The sequence below is a fragment of the Clostridium sp. UBA4548 genome (assembly GCF_002387895.1).
In the GTDB taxonomy this organism is placed as follows: Bacteria; Bacillota; Clostridia; order Clostridiales; family Clostridiaceae; genus Clostridium_J.
Map to the genome: position 1 here is coordinate 1 of NZ_DGLI01000023.1, position 20,121 is coordinate 20,121.

17 protein-coding genes and 2 pseudogenes are annotated in these 20,121 nt (G+C 29.3%); 15 read left to right on the top strand and 4 right to left on the bottom strand.

All coding sequences use genetic code 11. The annotated features are described in order from the left end of the window. The 5 genes and pseudogenes from B3040_RS08160 to B3040_RS08180 form a co-directional block, all read left to right on the top strand. Window positions 1–859, top strand: a pseudogene (locus tag B3040_RS08160) (hypothetical protein); the annotation flags it as partial. A 148-nt stretch (window positions 860–1,007) separates the two neighbouring features. Beyond that, a complete protein-coding gene (locus B3040_RS08165) occupies window positions 1,008–2,072 on the top strand; it encodes a glycosyltransferase (protein ID WP_291572061.1) in 1,065 nt (354 codons plus the stop codon). A 98-nt stretch (window positions 2,073–2,170) separates the two neighbouring features. Further along, entirely contained in the window at window positions 2,171–3,253 is a 1,083-nt protein-coding gene (locus tag B3040_RS08170) for a glycosyltransferase (protein WP_291572064.1), read from the top strand. A 3-nt stretch (window positions 3,254–3,256) separates the two neighbouring features. Continuing rightward, the gene (locus B3040_RS08175; protein WP_291572066.1) at window positions 3,257–4,336 is read left to right on the top strand and encodes a tetratricopeptide repeat-containing glycosyltransferase family 2 protein; all 1,080 of its coding nucleotides are present in this window, start codon (window positions 3,257–3,259) and stop codon (window positions 4,334–4,336) included. Window positions 4,337–4,863: 527 nt separating this feature from the next. Further along, window positions 4,864–5,436: pseudogene (locus B3040_RS08180) on the top strand (peptide-methionine (S)-S-oxide reductase); the annotation flags it as partial. Window positions 5,437–6,168: 732 nt separating this feature from the next. Here the strand turns inward: B3040_RS08180 and B3040_RS19530 are convergent. Together B3040_RS19530 and B3040_RS08185 are read right to left on the bottom strand one after the other, a co-directional pair. Next, complete coding sequence (locus tag B3040_RS19530; RefSeq protein ID WP_414632530.1) at window positions 6,169–6,345, bottom strand: tyrosine-type recombinase/integrase; 177 nt, start codon at window positions 6,343–6,345, stop codon at window positions 6,169–6,171. Window positions 6,346–6,502: 157 nt separating this feature from the next. Next, on the bottom strand, window positions 6,503–6,709 hold the full coding sequence (locus B3040_RS08185) for a hypothetical protein (RefSeq protein ID WP_291572068.1): 207 nt from the start codon (window positions 6,707–6,709) through the stop codon (window positions 6,503–6,505). Between the two features lie 624 nt (window positions 6,710–7,333). On the opposite strand from B3040_RS08185, the gene B3040_RS08190 reads away from it, so the two are divergent. Then, the gene (locus tag B3040_RS08190) at window positions 7,334–8,350 is read left to right on the top strand and encodes a C40 family peptidase (RefSeq protein WP_291572070.1); all 1,017 of its coding nucleotides are present in this window, start codon (window positions 7,334–7,336) and stop codon (window positions 8,348–8,350) included. Window positions 8,351–8,822: 472 nt separating this feature from the next. Here the strand turns inward: B3040_RS08190 and B3040_RS08195 are convergent, their stop codons facing one another. Continuing rightward, entirely contained in the window at window positions 8,823–10,187 is a 1,365-nt protein-coding gene (locus tag B3040_RS08195) for a GAF domain-containing sensor histidine kinase (RefSeq protein ID WP_291572072.1), read from the bottom strand. 564 nt (window positions 10,188–10,751) lie between these two features. On the opposite strand from B3040_RS08195, the gene rpsA reads away from it, so the two are divergent. The 4 genes from rpsA to B3040_RS08215 all read left to right on the top strand — a co-directional run bounded on the left by rpsA (window position 10,752) and on the right by B3040_RS08215 (window position 13,324). Next, window positions 10,752–11,921, top strand: a complete 1,170-nt coding sequence (rpsA, locus tag B3040_RS08200) for a 30S ribosomal protein S1 (RefSeq protein WP_291572074.1) — start codon at window positions 10,752–10,754, stop codon at window positions 11,919–11,921. Between the two features lie 150 nt (window positions 11,922–12,071). Next, on the top strand, window positions 12,072–12,242 hold the full coding sequence (locus B3040_RS08205; RefSeq protein WP_017416173.1) for a hypothetical protein: 171 nt from the start codon (window positions 12,072–12,074) through the stop codon (window positions 12,240–12,242). A 14-nt stretch (window positions 12,243–12,256) separates the two neighbouring features. Then, window positions 12,257–12,391: a hypothetical protein gene (locus B3040_RS08210; RefSeq protein WP_017416172.1), complete on the top strand. Its 135-nt coding sequence runs from the start codon at window positions 12,257–12,259 to the stop codon at window positions 12,389–12,391. Window positions 12,392–12,619: 228 nt separating this feature from the next. Further along, window positions 12,620–13,324: a hypothetical protein gene (locus B3040_RS08215; protein ID WP_291572077.1), complete on the top strand. Its 705-nt coding sequence runs from the start codon at window positions 12,620–12,622 to the stop codon at window positions 13,322–13,324. Window positions 13,325–13,551: 227 nt separating this feature from the next. On the opposite strand, the gene splB is transcribed toward B3040_RS08215, so the two are convergent. After that, on the bottom strand, window positions 13,552–14,556 hold the full coding sequence (gene splB, locus B3040_RS08220; RefSeq protein ID WP_291572079.1) for a spore photoproduct lyase: 1,005 nt from the start codon (window positions 14,554–14,556) through the stop codon (window positions 13,552–13,554). Window positions 14,557–14,829: 273 nt separating this feature from the next. Here splB and B3040_RS08225 point away from each other — a divergent pair, with 273 nt between their 5' ends. From B3040_RS08225 to B3040_RS08245, 5 genes are all read left to right on the top strand, one after another. After that, entirely contained in the window at window positions 14,830–15,525 is a 696-nt protein-coding gene (locus tag B3040_RS08225) for an MgtC/SapB family protein (RefSeq protein ID WP_291572081.1), read from the top strand. Window positions 15,526–15,772: 247 nt separating this feature from the next. Further along, window positions 15,773–16,075 (top strand): hypothetical protein, encoded by a 303-nt coding sequence (locus tag B3040_RS08230; protein ID WP_291572084.1) that lies wholly within the window; start codon window positions 15,773–15,775, stop codon window positions 16,073–16,075. Window positions 16,076–16,204: 129 nt separating this feature from the next. After that, the gene (locus B3040_RS08235) at window positions 16,205–17,230 is read left to right on the top strand and encodes a molybdopterin-binding protein (RefSeq protein WP_291572085.1); all 1,026 of its coding nucleotides are present in this window, start codon (window positions 16,205–16,207) and stop codon (window positions 17,228–17,230) included. Window positions 17,231–17,532: 302 nt separating this feature from the next. Beyond that, the gene (locus B3040_RS08240; RefSeq protein WP_291572087.1) at window positions 17,533–18,699 is read left to right on the top strand and encodes a glycosyltransferase family 4 protein; all 1,167 of its coding nucleotides are present in this window, start codon (window positions 17,533–17,535) and stop codon (window positions 18,697–18,699) included. Window positions 18,700–18,714: 15 nt separating this feature from the next. Next, entirely contained in the window at window positions 18,715–20,085 is a 1,371-nt protein-coding gene (locus tag B3040_RS08245; protein WP_291572089.1) for a replication-associated recombination protein A, read from the top strand. Window positions 20,086–20,121: the final 36 nt, after the last annotated feature.

Below are 20,121 nucleotides of genomic sequence, written 5' to 3' on the forward strand. Positions count from 1 at the left end.
AACAGGAGCAACCGGACCAACAGGACCATGTTGTACCGGACCAACAGGGCCAACCGGACCAAGAGGTGAAAGAGGAATAGCAGGACAGACCGGAGCAACCGGGCCAACAGGACCATGCTGCACTGGGCCAACAGGGCCAACCGGACCAAGAGGTGAAAGAGGAATGACAGGACAAACAGGAGCAACCGGACCAACCGGACCATGCTGTATCGGACCAACAGGGCCAACAGGACCGTGCTGTACAGGGCCAACAGGACCAACAGGACCAACAGGGCCATCAGGATCAGTAGGACAAAGTTGTTGCGATTATTGTTGCAGAAGAACAGAAGATTTCTTACAAGGAGTTATAGATTATCTTGCAACTGCCCCAATGGGAACTTCTCTCAGAGTAGATATATTTGTTAGGGGTGGTAGTGGTAATAATAGAATAGCAAATGTAACTTTGAGAGGTACAGACATTATTGATAGGGGAATTTTAATTACAGATTGCACTGAATTGGTGCCAAATACCTGTAGGGCAATACCTATATGTAATATAACTGAAATTATTTTCCCAAGGAATATAGTAACTATAAATGAGGATTCGCCTAGAGGTGGAATCAGAATAAATGTTCCGTTTTCACCACCACCACAAGGTTGTGAATATTTAGATGAAATTAGAGTAAGATTACAATATGCTGACGCAACTAATACACCATTAACTATAAAATTTTATAATTTTGATAGAAATGGTTCTCAAGTGATTTCTGCAGTAGATGGAATAGCAACCTTTACTAATAGTGGTCAAGGTAATTGTGGTACAGTTTTTGCACCATATTGCTTTATAAACTTTTTTAGACCTACAAACAGAATAAATTAGCCAAGTAAAAATATATGTTAAAATAAAAGGTAATAAAGTAGTTACAAATTAATTTAATATCTAAATAATAATTTATATAGGATACCCTTGAATGGGTATCCTTAATTGCACTATGAGGTGATATTGTATGATTTCAATCAGCTTGTGTATGATAACTAAAAATGAAGAAAAATGCATTGATAACTGTCTAAAATCAGTTTGTGATATTGTTGATGAGTTAATCATTGTGGATACAGGTTCTACAGATAGCACTATTGAAATAGTGAAAAAGTATTCAGATAAAGTTTATAATTTTCAGTGGATAAATGATTTTTCAGCTGCAAGGAATTACTCCTTTAGTTTGGCAACTAAAGAATATATTTTATGGCTAGATTCAGATGATATTTTATTAGAGGAAGACAGGTTAAAACTTTTAGAATTAAAAGATAGTTTAGATAAATCTGTGGACTTTGTGGGGATGATGTATGATTATTCCTTTGATGATACTGGTAAATGTACCTATTCCTTTAGAAGAAATAGGTTAGTTAAGAATTTTAAAGGGTTTTATTGGGATTGTTTTATGCATGAGAGATTGAATGTTTGGGGGAATTGGAAAGACTATAATATTCATATCACGCATACAAGAAAACATGATAATAATGAAAGAAACATTGAAAATTTCAGAAAGAAAATGTTAGAAAATTACTATTTAAATCCTCGTGAAACTTACTACTATGGCGGAGAGTTATATGCTGGTGGGTATTATGATGATGCAATAAGAGTTTTAGAGGATTTTCTTACAAGAGATTATGATGATAATTATGATAAGGTTAATGCCTTAACTAGATTAGCAGATTGTTATAGTGTTAAAGGTGAATATAATAAAGCTATTGACAGTTGTATTAAAAGTTTTAAATATGAAATTCCTAGAGCTGAGATATGTTATAAGCTTGCATCTTACTTTCAGCATTTAAAAAGATACAATGAAGCTATCTTTTGGTTTAAAACAACGTTAAGCTTAAAATCATCTACCGATGGAAACTTAATGGTTGTTGATGATGGTTGGATAGATTATCTGCCCCATCAACAATTATGCTGTTGCTACTATGAAATAGGTGATATTGAGAGTTCTAATAAACACAATGAGTTAGCTGCTAGATTCAGTCCAAATAACCCCTATGTAATTCAGAATAGAAAATTATTTAATTCCTTAGGTTATAATTTGAAAAGTTAACTTAAAAAACATGAGGTTTGATATAGTTTTATCCATTATTATATTTAAAATGTTTCTAGTTCTTAGTTATTGAAACATGAATTTGCAAGGAGATTAAGATGATTACTATAAGTCTTTGTATGATTGTAAAAGATGAGGAAATGAATATAAATAACTGTTTAAATTCAGTGTGTGACCTTGTAGAGGAAATAATAATAGTTGATACTGGATCAACTGATAAAACAAAAGAAGTAGTTAGAAAATATACAGATAAGATATATGATTTTGAATGGATTAATGATTTTTCAGCAGCAAGAAACTATTCTTTTAGTTTGGCAACTAAAGAATACATTTTATGGTTAGATGCAGATGATGTTTTCCTAGAAATAGATAGGAATAAGCTTAAAGAATTGAAAAACAAATTAGATGAAAATACTGATTATGTAAGCATGATTTATGATATTGCATTTAATCAGGAAGGAGCATGTATTTTATCAACCATAAGGGAGAGGCTGATAAAAAATTTTAAAGGTTTCTACTGGGATTGTTTCATGCATGAAAGGCTTAACTTGTGGGGGAATCAAGAATTTGTAGATATTCATATCACCCATAGGAAGAATCATCATGAAAATAAGCGTAATTTAGAAAACTTTCAAAAAAAACTAAAGGATAAGTATTTTTTAAATCCAAGAGAAGTTTATTTTTACGGTGCAGAACTATATTTAGGAAGGTATTATGATGAGGCTATAAGGGTGTTGGAGGATTTTTTAAGGCAAGATTATGAAAACAACTTTGAGAGGGCAAATGGACTAAGGATGTTAAGTGAATGCTATGAAAATAAAAATAATTATGAGAAGGCTTTAGATTGTTGTTTTAGAATGTTTTTATATGAAATACCAAAAGAAGATACTCTTTATAAACTAGGGTATTATTTTCAATGTAATAAAAAAATAAGTGAAGCTATATTTTGGTATAACATGCTTTTGGATAGGTATACATCTATAAGTAACACAAATTTACAGCAGACTAATTGGATAAACTATCTACCACATCAGCAACTAGTAATGTGCTATTATCAACTTGGAGATATTGAAAGTGCGTATTCGCATAATGAATTGGCAGCAAAATATCTACCGAAAGATCCATCAATACTTTATAATAGAGAATTTTTTAGAGAGCAATTAAAAAATAGGAAGTGTTAGCATATGATCACGCTTAGCTTATGTCTAATTGTTAAAAATGAAGAAAAGGTCTTAAAAAACTGTCTCCAGTCAGTTTGCGACATTGTAGATGAAATAATTATAGTAGATACTGGATCTATAGATGGAACTATAAATATAGCAAAAGAATTCACTGATAAGATCTATAATTTCAAATGGATAGATGATTTTTCAGCCGCAAGAAACTACTCTTTTAGTAAGGCAACCTCTGATTATATTTTCTGGTTAGATGCAGATGATATTTTGAAAGAGGAAGATAGAATGAAACTTAAACTATTAAAAGAAAACTTGGATTTTTCTTACGATGCAGTTTCCATGATATATAATTATGCCTTTAATGAAGTTGGAAAACCAACGTTAACTTTTAGAAGAAATAGAATTGTGAAAAGAGAAAAAGGTTTTAGATGGATCGGATTTATACATGAGTATATTGCTGTTGAAGGAAAGATATTTGAAAGTGATATAAGTGTATCCCATATGAGAACTCATAGTAGTAGCGACAGAAATATAAATATCTTTCGGAACAAAATAAGGAAAGGATATATACTAAATTCTAGAGACACCTATTATTATGGAAAAGAACTCTATTACAATAATTTATATGATGATGCTGTTGATGTACTAAATAAAGTTATTAATATGGACGGATGGTACGAAGAAAAAATTCAAGCCTTAATATGTATTGCAGATATTTATTTATATAGAAAGTTATTTGGTAAATTAAGAGAAGTTTGTTACAAAACCTTTGAATTTGATACTCCAAGAGCGGAGGTTCTTTATAGAATAGCCTTAAGCTACCAAGAGGAAGAAAGGTATTTACAGGCTATTAGCTGGTATAAAATTATAACCCATCTTGAAAAGCCAAAAAGCGATTATGGATTTATATATGATGAATATTGGACGTGGTTACCTCATCTTCAGCTTTGCGTATGTTATTACAAGGTTAACCAGATAGAAAAATCTTTTGAGCACAATGAACTAGCATATAAATTTAATCCTTGTAATAAAAGCATATTAGATAATTTTGAGTTCTTTAAAAGTTTAGGTATTAGCAGTAATTTATAATGTTAAATAATAGGCTACTAATTATTATAAAGCTCTCCCTTACTTGGGGATACTTTATATTTAGTTAGTAGCTTACTTATTATAATTTTAAAGTTAAGCCTTATGATATTGGAGTTAATAAGCAGAAAATAGGTATTTAAATAGTCATTATGCACTAAATCTACTTAATGAGAATAGCATTTAGACAAAATATTATTATAGAAGCTGTGTTTCACTTAGTGTATTAATAATTTATACTTACAATTAATAGTTTAGTTCAAGGTGCAATTAAAATTTTTAAAAGTAGTAAGTATTTTAGTAATTAGTTTATAATATATAGTAACTTGTTTATAGATAAAACATATAAGTTTTAAGCTATTATCTAAAGTTAGAGACGCTAAAGTTGTTTTAATATGAATTATAGTTGGAGCTTTTAGTTAGCTATGTTAAAAGGAGGAATAGTAGTGAGTAACAAGCCTGAAATTGATAAAAAAATACCTGAAAATTTAAAAACAGCTACTTTAGCAGTAGGATGATTTTGGACACCTGAGGCCAAGTTTGGCATTGTGGATGGGATATATAGAACTAGAGTTGGTTACTGTGGAGGTATAGAAGATAACCCTACTTATAGGAATATTAAGGATTATACAGAAACCTTTGAATTTGACTATGATGAAAAAAGAATAACCTATGAGGAAATAATTAGAACATTTTGGTATAGCCATACTGCTGAAAGTAAAAGTGGTAAAACCCAATATAAATCAATAATATTTTATAGAAATTATGAGGAAAGAACAATAGCTGAAGACAGTAAAAAAGAGTTTGAAATAGAATTAGGGAGAGCAGTTAATACTGAAATAAGACCTATTAGTAGATTCTATTTAGCAGAAAACTATCATCAAAAGTTCTTTTTACAAAAGGTAGAAACAATTAGAAGAGATTTTATTGAAATATATCCTGATATTAAGGATTTTATTAATTCTACAGCAGCTATGAAGGTAAACTCATATTGTAAAGGGCATGGAACCATAGAAATGCTAAGTAAAGAAATTAGGGATTTCAATCTTACTAATAAGGGAATGAAAGCTTTGATGGATATTGTGGAAGGGTATGGAAGGTAAGTTTTAGTTATTCTAATGTATATATTATAATTTTTAATAGATCATTAACTATCTATTGACACTCCCATAGGGTGTGATATTATATTATTGTATTATTCCTTTATTTAACTTTAGAAAAGATAATAAAGATTGTTTTTATTCACATACTAATGAGTGTTGTAAAGATAATACAAATTAACAGTAAAGAGAGGTACTAATTATGTCAGTTGTTAAAATGAGTGAAAATGCAGCTAAACTATTTAAACAGTTTTTAGTTGATAATGAAGTAACTGCAGATGTTATAAGATTACATTTCGCAGGTATGGGCTGAGGCGGTCCAGCATTTAATCTTGTTCTGGATGAACAAAAAGCAGAAGATAATACAGAAGTAATTGATGGGCTAACTTTTTTAGTTGATAAGAAAGTTACAGAGCAATTCGGAACTCTTGAAATTCTTTCAGGAGAAGAAAATGGTAGAGGTGGCTTCTCTATAGAGCCAGAGAAAAAAGCAGAAGGTGGCTGTTCAACTTGTACTAGTTGTGGCTAAATAATATTTGAGACCTTTAGGGCTAACCTAGAGGTCTTTACTTTTAAATAGATAATTGCATAAATTTAAGGTTCATAATATTTAATAAAGTTAGAAAAAATATATATAATATTTATATATTAATAATTTCCTATAAACCTTGATTTATCAAGGTTTATTATTAATTCGTCAAAAATATTTAAACTATTAAAAATACTTGAGATTATCTAGAGAATATTTTCTTTAATGCTGGTAGCACTGACCATCATATCATCATTTACATGAGAATAAGTTTTCATAGTTTGCTCTACAGTATGACAAAGAAGCTTAGCTGCAGTTTGTAAATCTATACCACTACTAATTAACCTCCTAGCATATGTATGTCTTAATTCATGTACAGTTATATCCTAGCCTGCATTTTTGAAAAATCTACGTAAGCAATTACCAACTGAAGTAATATTTTTGAACTTGAAAATTCTATTATCTATATTAATAATATTTTTTGCTTTTTTTTAATTCCTTCAATGTAATTTGTGGAATTGGAACGGTTCTATTTGAGTTTTAGCTTTTAAGAGTACCAAAATCATATTTATTAAGACCAACTTGTTTACATTGTTTATTTATAGTTAAAGTTTGAGACTTGAAGTCTACACTACCCCAAGTAAGTACAAGTATTTCTCCAAGTCTTAATCCGTAGGTTGATGCTACTAAAATTAACAAATAGTACTTACTATCCTTAAAACCTTCTAATAGATTGGAAAGTACCACTTTATTTAAAGCTCTTTTATTAACTTTCGTTTTACTTTTATTTAATTTTTCAGTAGGAATAGAAGAAGTTAAATTATATTCATCTTTAGCAGCTTTGAATATTGATTCAATTTTCTAATATAATCAGTTATGGTATTAGTATTAATTTCACCTTTAGTAAAAGTAGATACTTTTTTTTGAATTACAAGCATAATTATCTTTGATAACTCCTTACTATTTATGGCTAAGAAGAGATTTAAAACAGTCTCAAAAGCTATTATACTATTAGCTTCTATATAATTTTAAATGTTATGCCGGTTAAAAGGGGGCAACATGGTTTTTAAGTTGATTCTTAAGTTCTAATAAAGCCTTATCCATCAAAGCCTGAGCATCTTGCTTTTTTTCAGAGTAAAATAATCTATGAGTAGCTAGTAGATATTCGGTAGTAAAAGCACATCAATATGAAGATAACTTATTTTAAATAATTAATGTAGTATCTTAGGCGAATTAACATCACAAAGTGTTTATTAAGTTATTGTAAATTAATTTACTAATAATTAATACAACAATATCTTGTTAATTTGTTGCTATTTATGGTATTTAAATGTAAGATATGTATAAATAAAACAAAAAGGGGGAGAGAATATGAAGAAAAGCAACTTTAAGTCAATTATGACAAAAATCTGTCTACTATTTGCTATGTGCTTACTAGTTTCATTTAATCCAGTTAAGGCTGAAGCGGCTACAGTAAGTGGACAAGATATAGTAAATGAAGCTAAAAAGTATTTAGGTGTGCCATATCAATGGGGTGGAAATGGACCATCTACTTTTGACTGTTCAGGACTTACTAAGTACGTTTATAATCAGTTTGGTATTTATTTACCTAGAACAGCTAATGAACAAATGAGTGTGGGGACATATGTAGCTAAAAGTGAACTTCAACCAGGTGATTTAGTATTCTTTGGTTATAATGCACATGCAGGACATGTAGGCATTTATATAGGAAGTGATCAATTCATTGAAGCCCCAGATGAAAATATGGTTGTAAGAATATCAACACTTTCTAGAAGATCTGATTATATACAAGGAAGAAGAATAGTTTCATCCTTAAGCATAAAATATAGGCTTTATGTAACCTCAGACAAAGTTGCATATTATTCGCAGGCTACAAATAATGATAGTTTAATTAAGGGATACTTGAGTAAAGGTGAAGTTTTAGGATGCTATGAAAAGGTTGGAAATTGGTATAATACGCCAATAGGTTGGATTTACTACTCAGGAGTATCTGAAATGACATATAGTGTAAACTTTATTGTTGCAAATGATAATGTGAACTATTATGCTAAAGATTCTAATGATGACAGCTTAATTCTTGGACACTGGAATAAAGGTGATCAAATTACCATTGATGCTAAGTATGGCAACTGGTACCACACATCAGCTGGTTTTGTTTATTATACTGATGTTATGCCAGTGTATAAGTGTAATTTTATTGTAAACTCTGATAGAGTTCCATACTATGCAAAAGATTCTAATGATGACAGCTTAATTCTTGGGTATTGGAATAAAGGAGATCAGATAACTATAACAGGAATTTCTGGAAATTGGTATCAAACATCAGCAGGATATGTTTATTATACTAACGTGTCACCAGCTAACTGATTAATTCACAGGTAGTCTCTAGGAAACTAGGGGCTACCTTTTTTATTTAATATGAACAAAATTATATAGCTAAAATGTAATGAACTAGAGATTAAGTGTATATACGAACAGACTACAAAAATAAAAAGAGATTGAAATAATTAATTAAGTTAATATTATGGGTGTTTATATGGTAAATACTTTTAAAACTGTGTGTTACCGCACACAAATAATGTATGCGGTAAGTAAGGATAAGCATAGCAACTTGTCTGCTAAAGTCGTTGTATATCTAGTTTAATTACAAGTTTGATATGTTGTTTATTTAAAGTACGTGTTGAACTAAATCTAAGGTTGTATTGTAGTGCAATTATAAGTTAGAATGAGTAAATGTCAGAAAACTCAACTTTTAGTTTTTCAACATAATCTTGAGTTAGACTATTAGCATTTGGCCTTTTAGGTGAAGTATAATTAATGCTATCATCACAAGGAAGTTCTATAAAAACTCTGAGCCTTTGCCAACTTCACTTTCTACCCATATGGAGCCATTATGATTAGTTACTATCGACTTTACGAGTGATAGCCCAATACCACTGCCTTGGCTTTGATGATTTTTACTTCCGAGTTGTTTGTATCTTTCAAAAACTTTACTAAGCATTTCCTCGGGTATTCCAATACCTGTATCTTTTACTTTAATCAAAATTTTTTCTGATGAACTTTCACTAATTGTCACACATATAGTTCCATTTGGCTGAGTAAATTTAAGTGAATTAGAAATAAGATTTAAAATAATTCTTTCAATTTTATCAGGATCACAATATACATATTTCTCTTCTATATCTGTGTCAAATATAATATTTAAATTTTTATATTCTGCATAAGGTACCACCGAAAGTGTTATATCCTCAACAATACTTACTATATTATGTCTTTCAAAAGTAGATTCGATAAAATTAGATTCAGATTTTGAAATATCAATTATATTACCTATTAATCTTAATAATCTATAACAATTTTGTTGAATAGTAGTAAAATAACCGCTGATTTTATCACTATTTTCAGCTGAATCATGAAAATTATAGTTTAGTTTTATCAATTGAATTGCCCCTAACATAATATTTAATGGGGTTCTAAGCTCATGAGATAGTGATGAAAAGAAATCTGTTTTACAAGCATTTGAATGTTCCAGTTTTTCTGCCAACTTTTTCTGTTCATATAGCTGTTGTTGCAATTGCAAATACAACAAATTATTTTGAATGGCTAAACCTACATGCTCCCCTATGGTTTCTATATATTCAATTAAATCAATTGACAACATACCTTCTTTCAAATCACTTAAATGTATAAGACCGACTATGTTACCTTTAGCTTTAATTGGAATGATAGCTATAGATTTAAAATTATGCTTTGAACAGGTGCCTCTACGGTTAGGTGCAAGTTCTTTTAATTTAGAATTTTTAGCTACAAGTAAAGAATTACTAGTCCAAAAACTTCCTTTAGGTGTAAAAAAGTCGCAATTAGCATCAAAATTTCCTTCAAGAACATTTCCACAAACACATTCTAAAATGTAACCATTTTTATTTTTACAATATACTTTGTTACCTGTATCATCTTTTTTAAATAAATCATTTTCAGATTGGATAAACTCGTCAGAAAACCCTTCGTAAACAAAAAAAGGGTATTGGCCATTATCATTTAGCCTTATACCAACATTTTTACAATTTGTTAAAGTAACAATACTTTTAATAATTAATTTTAATGTATCTTCTAAATTAACAAAGTTATTCAATTCTGAACATATAATTTTAGTTGTTCGTTCTCTCTCAAGTAGTAGTTGTAGATTACTTTTATATGAATACATAATAAAATCCCCCATTTAAAACAAATTTTGAACTGTAGACTAGACTATAAAAGTTTAATTAATATGTATACAACGATTGCTTAAGAAATTATTGTTAAAAAAGAAATTGTGTCATTGCACTACTTACACAATTATATATGTATAGTGAAAATTATTCTATATTTATGGGAAAATATTTTATAAACATGAAAACCTTTTCAATATAAAGAAAAGATATAGATATGGTATTATAAGAGAATTAGAAGCAATTACTTATAAAGTAGCTAGTTATGAAGTTAAAGAAAAGTAATATAAGGTAATATCTATATAAGGGAGCTGGTTTGTCTTGTTTATGACAACAATTTATTACATAATAAAAATGCTCTGGACTTTCCAGAGCATTTGACGTCAAAAGAACGTCAAAAAATCATTTTTATTTGATTCATTTTACTTCAACACAAAAATTATTTAAATTCTTATAAATGGCTTAAATTATGGTTTGTAGGAATATATTATAGAAAATATCTAATACTTACTATATAATATTTATATAGTAAAATTATGCAAAATGTTAGGAGTGTTATTATGATCAGTGAAAATAAAGAATTGTCAATGAATGATTTTATAGATGATATTGATAAATCATTTAAGCCAGTAAAAACTGGTGATATACTAAGAGGCAAGATAATATCTAAGCATGATGATGGAATAATAGTTAATATAAATTATATGTATGATGGATTAATTCCAAAAAACGAAATAGCTATTGATAATGATGTTAAGATACATGAAGAATTTATAATAGGTGAAGATATAGATGTATATGTATTAAAGAATAATGATGGTGAAGGACATGTACTACTTTCAAAAAAAATTGCAGATAGTATTGTGATTTGGGATGAACTACAAGAAATATATAAAACCTCATCTATATTGAATGTAAAAGTTAGTGAAGTGGTTAAAGGTGGAGTAATAAGTTATTTTAAAGGTGTTAGAACTTTTATTCCTGCATCTCAATTATCTCTTAATTTCGTAAAAAATTTAAATGATTTTATTGGACAAAATTTAGAGGTTAAGATAATTGAATTGGATAAGGAAAAAAAGAAGGTTGTAGTATCTAGAAGAATTATTGAAGAAGAAAACAGAAGAGTTAAGGAAGAAAAACTTTGGAATTCTTTGAAGGTAGGAGAAATAAGAAGAGGAAAAGTGGTAAGATTAATGAGTTTTGGTGCCTTTGTGGACTTAGGCGGACTTCAGGGATTAATACATTTAAAAGATTTATCTTGGAGAAGAGTTTTAAAACCAGAAGAGATAGTTTCTATTGGTGAAGAAGTAGAAGTTTATATCTTATCTTTAGATAAAGAGAATAAAAAACTAGGATTATCATTAAAAGCTACCGTAGAGGATCCTTGGAATAGCGTAAATGAAAGTCTTAAGGTAGGAAATATCATTGAAGGTACTGTTAAGAAATTAGTTAATTTTGGGGCTTTTGTTGAGTTAATACCTGGAATTGAGGGACTTGTACATTTAAATGAAATATCAGAAGAAAATATACTTAAGCCTGAAGATAAGTTACACTTAGGTGATAAAGCAAAGGTGAAAATATTAGAAATAAACAAGGAGAGTAAAAGGATTTCCTTGAGCATAAAAGATGCTATAGAAGGAAATAAAGACTTTGAAAAATATAATGAAAGTAATGAAGTAACTCTTGGTGACTTATTTAGTGATAAGCTTAAAGGATTTAAGTTTGACTAAAATAATTATATAAGGAAATATGATAATTATAAATTACTCAAAAATTTACTCTAACTCCAATTTACATCATGTTATATAACTTTTACTTAGTATCAAATGTGAGGGTTCTGTAGAAACTATAAATGTAATAAATTTAAGGAGGTCATAATCATGGCAAAAGCAGGAATGAGAAGACCAGACCCAGAGCAACCTCATGGTACAGAAAGCAATAAGAAACAACATTTTGATAAAAATCAATTTCATCCCGTGCCAGAAATTCAGGGAAAAGCAAAAGCGGGACATGAAAAAGCTAATCCAATAAAATATGATGGAAAATGGTAAAGGAGGAGTAGAACATGACAAAAGATAGTCAACCAGACAATAAAAAAGCACGCATGGAAAAATGCAATTATCAAACTCCAATAACAGAAGAAAACCATCAAAAAAATAAGAATGCAAAAAGACAATCAATAAAAAATAATGATGTCTAATATTTACAGAGCTCTGCACTAAATGTTGCAGAGTTTTATTTTTTTAAAGGAGTGAAGTATAAAAATATGGAGTAAATATTTATATTGTACTAAGCACTTATTAGTTGATACGGAAGAGGAAGAAAATAATGAACCACATTAAAATTAAGAGGAAATATAAAATTATCAGAATTAGTGGAATTTTATATAGATTCTGGTATAATCTGATATGTAAAGGGGGAATTATTCTTGAAAAGAAAATTCAAAAAAAATGATTTAATTTGGGGCATGGGACTATTACTAATTATTTTTATTTTAACTAATCCATATACTCATAAGTTGTTTTTAACGGCAACAAAAATCCATCCATATATTACAGGATTTTTTAAAGTTGGAATTTTAGCTACTATGGGAGAACTGCTAGCTTTGAGAATTGTTAAGGGTGACTATGAAAAACCTATAGGTATGGGGTATCGCTTTACTATTTGGGGACTTATTGGCATGGCTTTTGCTCTAGTATTTGCATTATTTGCAGGTGGAATAGAGGCAGTAATGAAACAAGGGCTTTTACCTCTAGGCAAAGAAGGAACCGTAGGCAGTAAAATCCTATTAGCATTTTTCACCAGTGCTTTTATGAATTTAATATTTGCACCTACTTTTATGGCCTTCCATAGAATTACAGACACTTATATTGATTTAGGCAAAGGGAAATTTAAGAGTATTTTAAATGTAAGACTAACTGATGTAGTTCAGGAAATTGATTGGTACGGTTATATTAATTTTGTAGTATGTAAGACAATACCTGTATTTTGGATACCAGCTCATACAGTTACATTTTTATTACCCAGTGAGTATAGGGTTTTAACAGCAGCATTACTTTCTATTGTTTTAGGTGCAATTCTAGCTTCATCTAAAGCAAAAGCTAGTTTAAAAGCTACAGAAATTACCGCTTGATATTAATAAACTGTTAGGAACTTATATTGATTACTAATTTATAAATGGTATTGGCTAAGTAATATATAGTGTTAAAGAAATATAAATATTTAGGGTATAAACCTTAGAGCTAAAAGGCATTCTATTAGGATTTTAATAGAATACCTTTTTTATTTTGTTGAATTATTTTCAAGGGGATGAAGAAGCAAGCTTATGGAAAGTTGTAAATTACTCTTGAAACTAGCTACTTAAATTATGTAGTTAATAGAATTTTCACCGAATAAAGCTGAAATGTTTTCCTTGAAAAAATTCTTATAATAACTTAATTCTTCGTCTTTATATATATATTTTCCATATCCAAATTGTCCAAATTTAAATTTTCTTAACTCTTCTTCCATTGGAAGACTAGTTTTAGGAAAAATACTTATAATATTTTCTTTAGCTCTTTTTGTAAATCTATGTGATATTACTTCAAACATAACTTCATTGCCAATAGAGGTATGAATTGCACTCAATACATTTAGGTAATCTCGTTCCCAACCATCATATAGAAACACTGGAGCAATGATAAAACCCAAGGGGTAGCCACTATTTTTGACTTTAACAGCTGCGGCTAATCTTTCTTTAAAGCTAGGAGTTTTATGCTCATAGGAACTTATAGCTTTATCTGTATTAATGCTAAATCTTATAGTTGTTCTTCCATTATGATTTAAATCTAGTAAAGTATCCACCTCTGTAAATTTAGTTACGAATCTAAAAAGTCCATTTTCTTCTTTCCCAAAGAACTCAATGGCACTCCTTAAGGCTCCGCTATAAGGTTCTATAGGGATTGGATCAGAAGTGGCAGCCCCTTCAAAAATAGTAATTTCAGGACTTCTTTCTATTATATACTCTTTGGCTTTTGATAGTATTTCATCTATATTAACATGAATTTTAGTATAGGGTTTCTTACCCATTTGAGTATTTAGATAACAATATTCACACATGCCCATACAACCGCTAACCAAAGGAAGTTGAAAGTGAGCTGATGGTTTACAAGATTCAAATTTTAGAGTTTTTCTAATACCTATTACTAGAGTGTTTTTACCTTCTCCGTACATATCCTGATGAGTTTTTCCAGGAATTCCTGTTATTCTTCCATTGGAAGAATATTTAATATCTATTTTTTTACTTTGAAATAGTTTTAACAATTCTTTACCTTTTTCATATTTTAAGGCATCTTGTTCAAAAATCACACGCTTTGGTACAAACATAAAATCACCTCAAAGTTATTTTTACAATTTATAAGAATTAAATACTAAGATTATTGTAAAAATTTGAGTAATTAATTTTATACCTTAAAAGGAGAAAAAACATATATTGTTATTATATAATAAATTAGCTAATATGCCGAACATAGAAATTCAAAGATTAAAAGGATATTTAATAACTACTATTATTAAAAATCACTATGGACATAGTTGATTTGAGTTTTCTAGTTTGAGAGATACACTAATTATTATTTATTATTTTATAGGGTGAGTTTTATGAGTTATGGAGAAATTATAGTTAGATTATTGGTATCAGTACTAATTGGAGGTCTCATTGGATATGAAAGGGAATATAAACAAAGACCAGCAGGACTAAGGACACATGTATTAGTTTGTGTTGGAGCTGCAGTAGTATCTATGATACAGATATCTATTGGGCAATTGGTAATCAGCCAAGTTTCAATAGATCCCTATTTAAGAGAAATCTTTAAAATAGATTATGGCAGATTGGGAGCTCAAGTTATTACTGGAGTAGGTTTTTTAGGCGCAGGAACTATTATCCACCTTAAGGGTTCTGTTAAAGGACTAACCACAGCTGCAACAATTTGGAGTGTAGCATGCATAGGTCTTGCTGTAGGCCTTGGTTTTTATTTTTTATCTATGGCTTCAGCACTTATCATATTTTTTACATTAATAATATTTAAAAAACTTGAAGGGAAACTAATCTACAAGAAAAAAAGTGTTAAGCTTCACATAGAATTTTCAAATGGAATTGTGGGAAATAAGGAATTATGTAAGTTTTTCGAAAAAGAATCTATTGATATATTGGATGTATCAATGGTTATGGAAAAAAATGAGAATAAAAATTTTGAATTTGAGTACTCTATTAATGTGCCAGCTGCATTAACCAACTCTTCTTTAATAAGCAGCCTTAGTTTAATAAAAGAAATCAATTTCTGCAAATTACTTTAAGCTAAGTTTGGAGTGTTAAATTAGTTTCAAATATTTAGTGTTAAGATAAAGAAATATAAATATACAATACAATTGATATTTTATATTTTGTAGGAGCAGGGTCAAACTAAATAAAGCAATCAATAAGTTTAGAATTTTAACCATAATATATATTAGCTAAAAAGAATAAAATATTCTAAAATAGCCCTTGCATAACAATTTGATATTTGGAAATACTAATATGGAATTTAGCAAAGGAGAGAAATTTATGGAATATGTCAGTTTTATAGTACTAATTCTAGCGCTTTATCTTATAGTAATTATAATAAAAAGACTAGAGGATAAAGAGAGGAAAGTGCTTACAATTGAGGAATTTGAGCATTTAATTATATGGAGAAATGATCCATATAGGAAGGTTAATCCTCCAGAAAAACTAGAAAGCATTATAGAAAAAATAAAAATGGGTGAAATAGTTGAAGTGAAAAATAAAAGAGTATATAAGAATATTTTAAAAATCACAACAAGAAATATAAAATTTAATAATTTAATACTTATTGACAATAAAAAATAATTAACTTCTTACTTAATTTAGCTTTAACCTAAATTAAGTAAGAAGTTTTCTTTCATTATATACATATTATTGCATTTAATGTATAATTATGGTAATATATTTATTTTAAATTTTTTAGGGGGAATTATTATGGAACTTATAAAGGTAGAGGAAGCTGTTGGCATGGTTATTGGACATGATTTGACAAAAATAGTTCCTGGAGAATTCAAGGGAGTAGCATTTAAAAAAGGGCATATCATTACTGATAGTGATATTGAGGAGTTGAAAAATATAGGAAAAAATCATATTTATGTAATTAACTTATCTAAGGGACTATTACATGAAGATGAGTGTGCTTTAAAAATTGGACAAGCTGTAATCAATGGTAGTTCAGGGGTCTATTTTGATGAGCCTAGTGAAGGAAAGGTAAATATAAGAGCAGAAAAGAAAGGAGTACTTAAAATAAATTTGCAGGCACTAGAAGAAATCAATGATATAGATAATATAATATTAAGTACTCTTCATAATAATACTCAAGTAGAAAAAGGGGATATTGTAGCAGGAACTAAAATAATCCCTCTGGCTATTGAAGAGAAATATATAAAGATTATAGAAGATATATGTGCTAGTACAGAAAATGTTATTAGTGTAAAAAGTTTTAAAAATTTAACCGTTGGTATAATAATTACTGGTACAGAAGTTTATGAAGGAAGAATTAAAGATAAGTTTGAATCTGTAATTAAGAATAAGTTAAATAAGTTTCCTTGCCACATTCTAGAGACTGTTTTTGTCCCTGATGATATGAATAAAATAACAGAAGCTATTAATAGTTTTATTACGAAGGGTACAGATGTTATAATTACCTCTGGAGGTATGTCTGTAGACCCGGATGATGTTACTCCTACAGCAATAAAATATTGTAGTACGGAGGTTATTTCCTATGGTTCTCCAGTGCTTCCAGGAGCAATGTTTATGTTAGCATACTGGAATAATACTGCTATCATGGGATTACCTGCTTGCGGCATGTTTAATAAAACCACAGTATTTGATTTAATACTACCAAGGGTTATGGCAAGAGATAAGATAAGTAGAAGAGAAATTAATAAACTTGCACATGGAGGTTTATGCTTAAAGTGTGATCAGTGCAAATATCCAATATGTCCATTTGGTAAATAACGAAATTAACAACTTTGGCAAATTTAAAACCTGAAGGTTCTTGTTCACAACCTCATTAATTAATTCAAAGGAGAAGCACGAATATAGTATTCTAATGCTCTCCTTTGAAATAATAAACAATTTATTCTACAATAATTGATTCCATATAGTGGTAGTGATATAATATCTTCAGGTGATATAGATTAGACTAAATAAAAGTTCTATGTAAATATTGCATTAAGCATTAAGCATTACTACTTTAATATATCTTTAGTATTAAAATTGCAATTCAATTTACTAAGGGGTTAAATGGAGGTATATTAATGAAAATTCTAATAACTAGTGACACATATTCGCCAATGGTTAATGGCGTAGTAACTTCTACGATGAACTTATATAATGAATTAAGGAAACAAGGGCATGATGTAAGAATTCTGACACTTTCAAGTAATGGGAAGTCTTATGTTAATGATAATGTATATTTTCTAAAATCCATTGCTATAAAAGTTTATCCAGGAGCCCGAATTGGTGCCACTATTAAAGATTCGTTAATAAAAGATATAATACAATGGAAGCCTGATATAGTACATTCACAAACTGAATTTACTACTTTGATATATGCAAGATATATTGTTAAAAAGCTTTCAATTCCACATGTTCATACTTATCACACGATGTATGAGGATTACTTAAAATATTTATTTAAAGGAAAATTGATTACTAAGGAAAATTTAAGAAAAATAGTGAAGCGAATCTTAAATAAGGTTGATTTAGTTATTACTCCAACTATTAAAGTTAAAGAAACACTTATAAGTTATGGAGTATATACACACATTTCAGTAGTTCCTACTGGTATAGATTTATCAAGATTTATGGTAGATTTACTAGATGCTGAAAAAGAAAAATTAAAGGAAAAACTTCATATACATAAGGAAGATAAAGTTATCGTATATGTAGGTAGGATTGGAGAAGAAAAAAATATTGAAGAAGTAATTAATAACTTTGCTGAACTTGTTAAAGTAGATCAAAAGGTAAAACTCGTAATTGTAGGAGGGGGACCTTATTTAGAAGTATTAAGAAAAGTAGCTTTAGAAAATAAGGTGGATGACAAAATCATTTTTACTGGCATGATAGGTCCAACTGAGATTTATAAATATTATAAAGTGGGAGATGTATTTGTAACTGCATCAACTAGTGAAACTCAAGGGTTAACCTATATAGAAGCATTAAGTTGTGGTGTACCAGTACTATGTAAATATGATCAATGTATTGATAATGTGATAATTAATGATCATAATGGATTTGCCTATAATACAAAGGATGAGTTTGTTGAAGAAGCCTTAAAGATACTAAACGATGTAGCATATAGAAATGAATTAAGTCAAAATGCAATAAGCAAGGCAAAAGAGTATTCTAAAGAGGTATTTGGGAATAAAATTTGCAAACAATATGAAATGGTCCAAGTATTAAAGGCTCCATTAACAAAATAATTTTAAGGTGAAATTATGAATAGTAAGTTTGAAAACATTTCGATATTTCAACTAGACAACCATAATGAAAAAAATGAAAATGATAATAATGGAGCGAATTTGTTAAATGTTCCATTAGCACAAAGGTTAAAGCCTAGTTCTTTACAAGATTATGTTGGTCAAGAACATATACTATCAGAAGAAAAACTACTTTATAGAGCAATAAAAAGTGACAGGTTAACTTCTATAATTCTATATGGACCACCAGGAACAGGTAAAACCAGTTTAGCTCAAGTTATTGCTAATACTACCAAATCTAATTTTATAGAACTAAATGCAGTAACAAGTGGATTGAAGGACTTAAGAGAAGTAATTGATGTTGCTTCAACCAATTTAATAATGAAGGCAGAAAAAACTATTGTGTTTATAGATGAAATCCATAGATTTAATAAAAGTCAACAGGATGCCCTTTTACCTCATGTGGAAAAAGGAACTATAATTTTAATAGGTGCTACTACGGAAAATCCTTTTTTTGAAGTTAATAAGGCACTCTTATCAAGATCAATGATGTTTAAACTAGAGCCTCTAAGTGAGAATAATATTAAGAAAATAATTTACATTGCATTAAATGACAAAAAGCTCGGATATGGTAACATAAAGATAAACCTATCAGAGGAGGCGTTGAGTTTTATTTGTGAAAACTCTAATGGAGATGCAAGACGGGCTTTGAATGCCTTGGAATTAGGAGTTTTAACTACTGCAAAGAATAATGAAGGTATAATAAACATAGATTTGAAAATTATTGAAGAATGTATGCAAAAGAAGTACATAACCTATGATAAAAATGGGGATTCACACTATGATGTAATCTCTGCCTTTATAAAAAGTATGAGAGGAAGCGATGCTGATGCGGCAATTCATTACTTAGCTCGAATGCTCTATGCGGGAGAAGATCCAGAATTTATTGCCAGAAGGGTGCTTATAGCTGCTTCAGAAGATGTAGGTAACGCAGATCCGTATGCGCTTTTAATAGCAAATGCAGCTTTAAATGCAGTGAAAACTCTTGGTATGCCTGAGGCTAGGATAACTTTAGCTCAAGCTGTAACTTATATAAGCACTGCTCCAAAAAGTAATGCTTCGTATGTAGCAATTAATAAAGCACTAGAGGATGTTGAAAAGAAAAGAATAGCACAAGTACCAATTCATTTAAGAGATAAGAGTTACAATGGCTCTAGTAGTCTTGGTAATGGAGTTGATTATAAATACCCACATAGTTTTCAGGAACATTATGTGAAACAGCAGTATATGCCTGAAGAATTAATTGATACTGTATACTATAACCCGACAGGGTTAGGTTATGAAAAGAGAATAAAAGAAAGAATAATTAATTTAAATAAAGTTAAATAAGCAAAAAATGACTGACTTTTTCTGTTAGTCATTTTT

Coding starts and splice junctions, on each gene's coding strand:
- B3040_RS08240 (WP_291572087.1), top strand. CDS start 17,533: ATGAAAATTCTAATAACTAGTGACACATATTCGCCAATGGTTAATGGC.
- rpsA (WP_291572074.1), top strand. CDS start 10,752: ATGATCAGTGAAAATAAAGAATTGTCAATGAATGATTTTATAGATGAT.
- B3040_RS08235 (WP_291572085.1), top strand. CDS start 16,205: ATGGAACTTATAAAGGTAGAGGAAGCTGTTGGCATGGTTATTGGACAT.
- B3040_RS08205 (WP_017416173.1), top strand. CDS start 12,072: ATGGCAAAAGCAGGAATGAGAAGACCAGACCCAGAGCAACCTCATGGT.
- B3040_RS08230 (WP_291572084.1), top strand. CDS start 15,773: ATGGAATATGTCAGTTTTATAGTACTAATTCTAGCGCTTTATCTTATA.
- B3040_RS08245 (WP_291572089.1), top strand. CDS start 18,715: ATGAATAGTAAGTTTGAAAACATTTCGATATTTCAACTAGACAACCAT.
- splB (WP_291572079.1), bottom strand. CDS start 14,556: ATGTTTGTACCAAAGCGTGTGATTTTTGAACAAGATGCCTTAAAATAT.
- B3040_RS08195 (WP_291572072.1), bottom strand. CDS start 10,187: ATGTATTCATATAAAAGTAATCTACAACTACTACTTGAGAGAGAACGA.
- B3040_RS08165 (WP_291572061.1), top strand. CDS start 1,008: ATGATAACTAAAAATGAAGAAAAATGCATTGATAACTGTCTAAAATCA.
- B3040_RS08225 (WP_291572081.1), top strand. CDS start 14,830: ATGAGTTATGGAGAAATTATAGTTAGATTATTGGTATCAGTACTAATT.
- B3040_RS08190 (WP_291572070.1), top strand. CDS start 7,334: ATGAAGAAAAGCAACTTTAAGTCAATTATGACAAAAATCTGTCTACTA.
- B3040_RS08170 (WP_291572064.1), top strand. CDS start 2,171: ATGATTACTATAAGTCTTTGTATGATTGTAAAAGATGAGGAAATGAAT.
- B3040_RS08175 (WP_291572066.1), top strand. CDS start 3,257: ATGATCACGCTTAGCTTATGTCTAATTGTTAAAAATGAAGAAAAGGTC.
- B3040_RS08210 (WP_017416172.1), top strand. CDS start 12,257: ATGACAAAAGATAGTCAACCAGACAATAAAAAAGCACGCATGGAAAAA.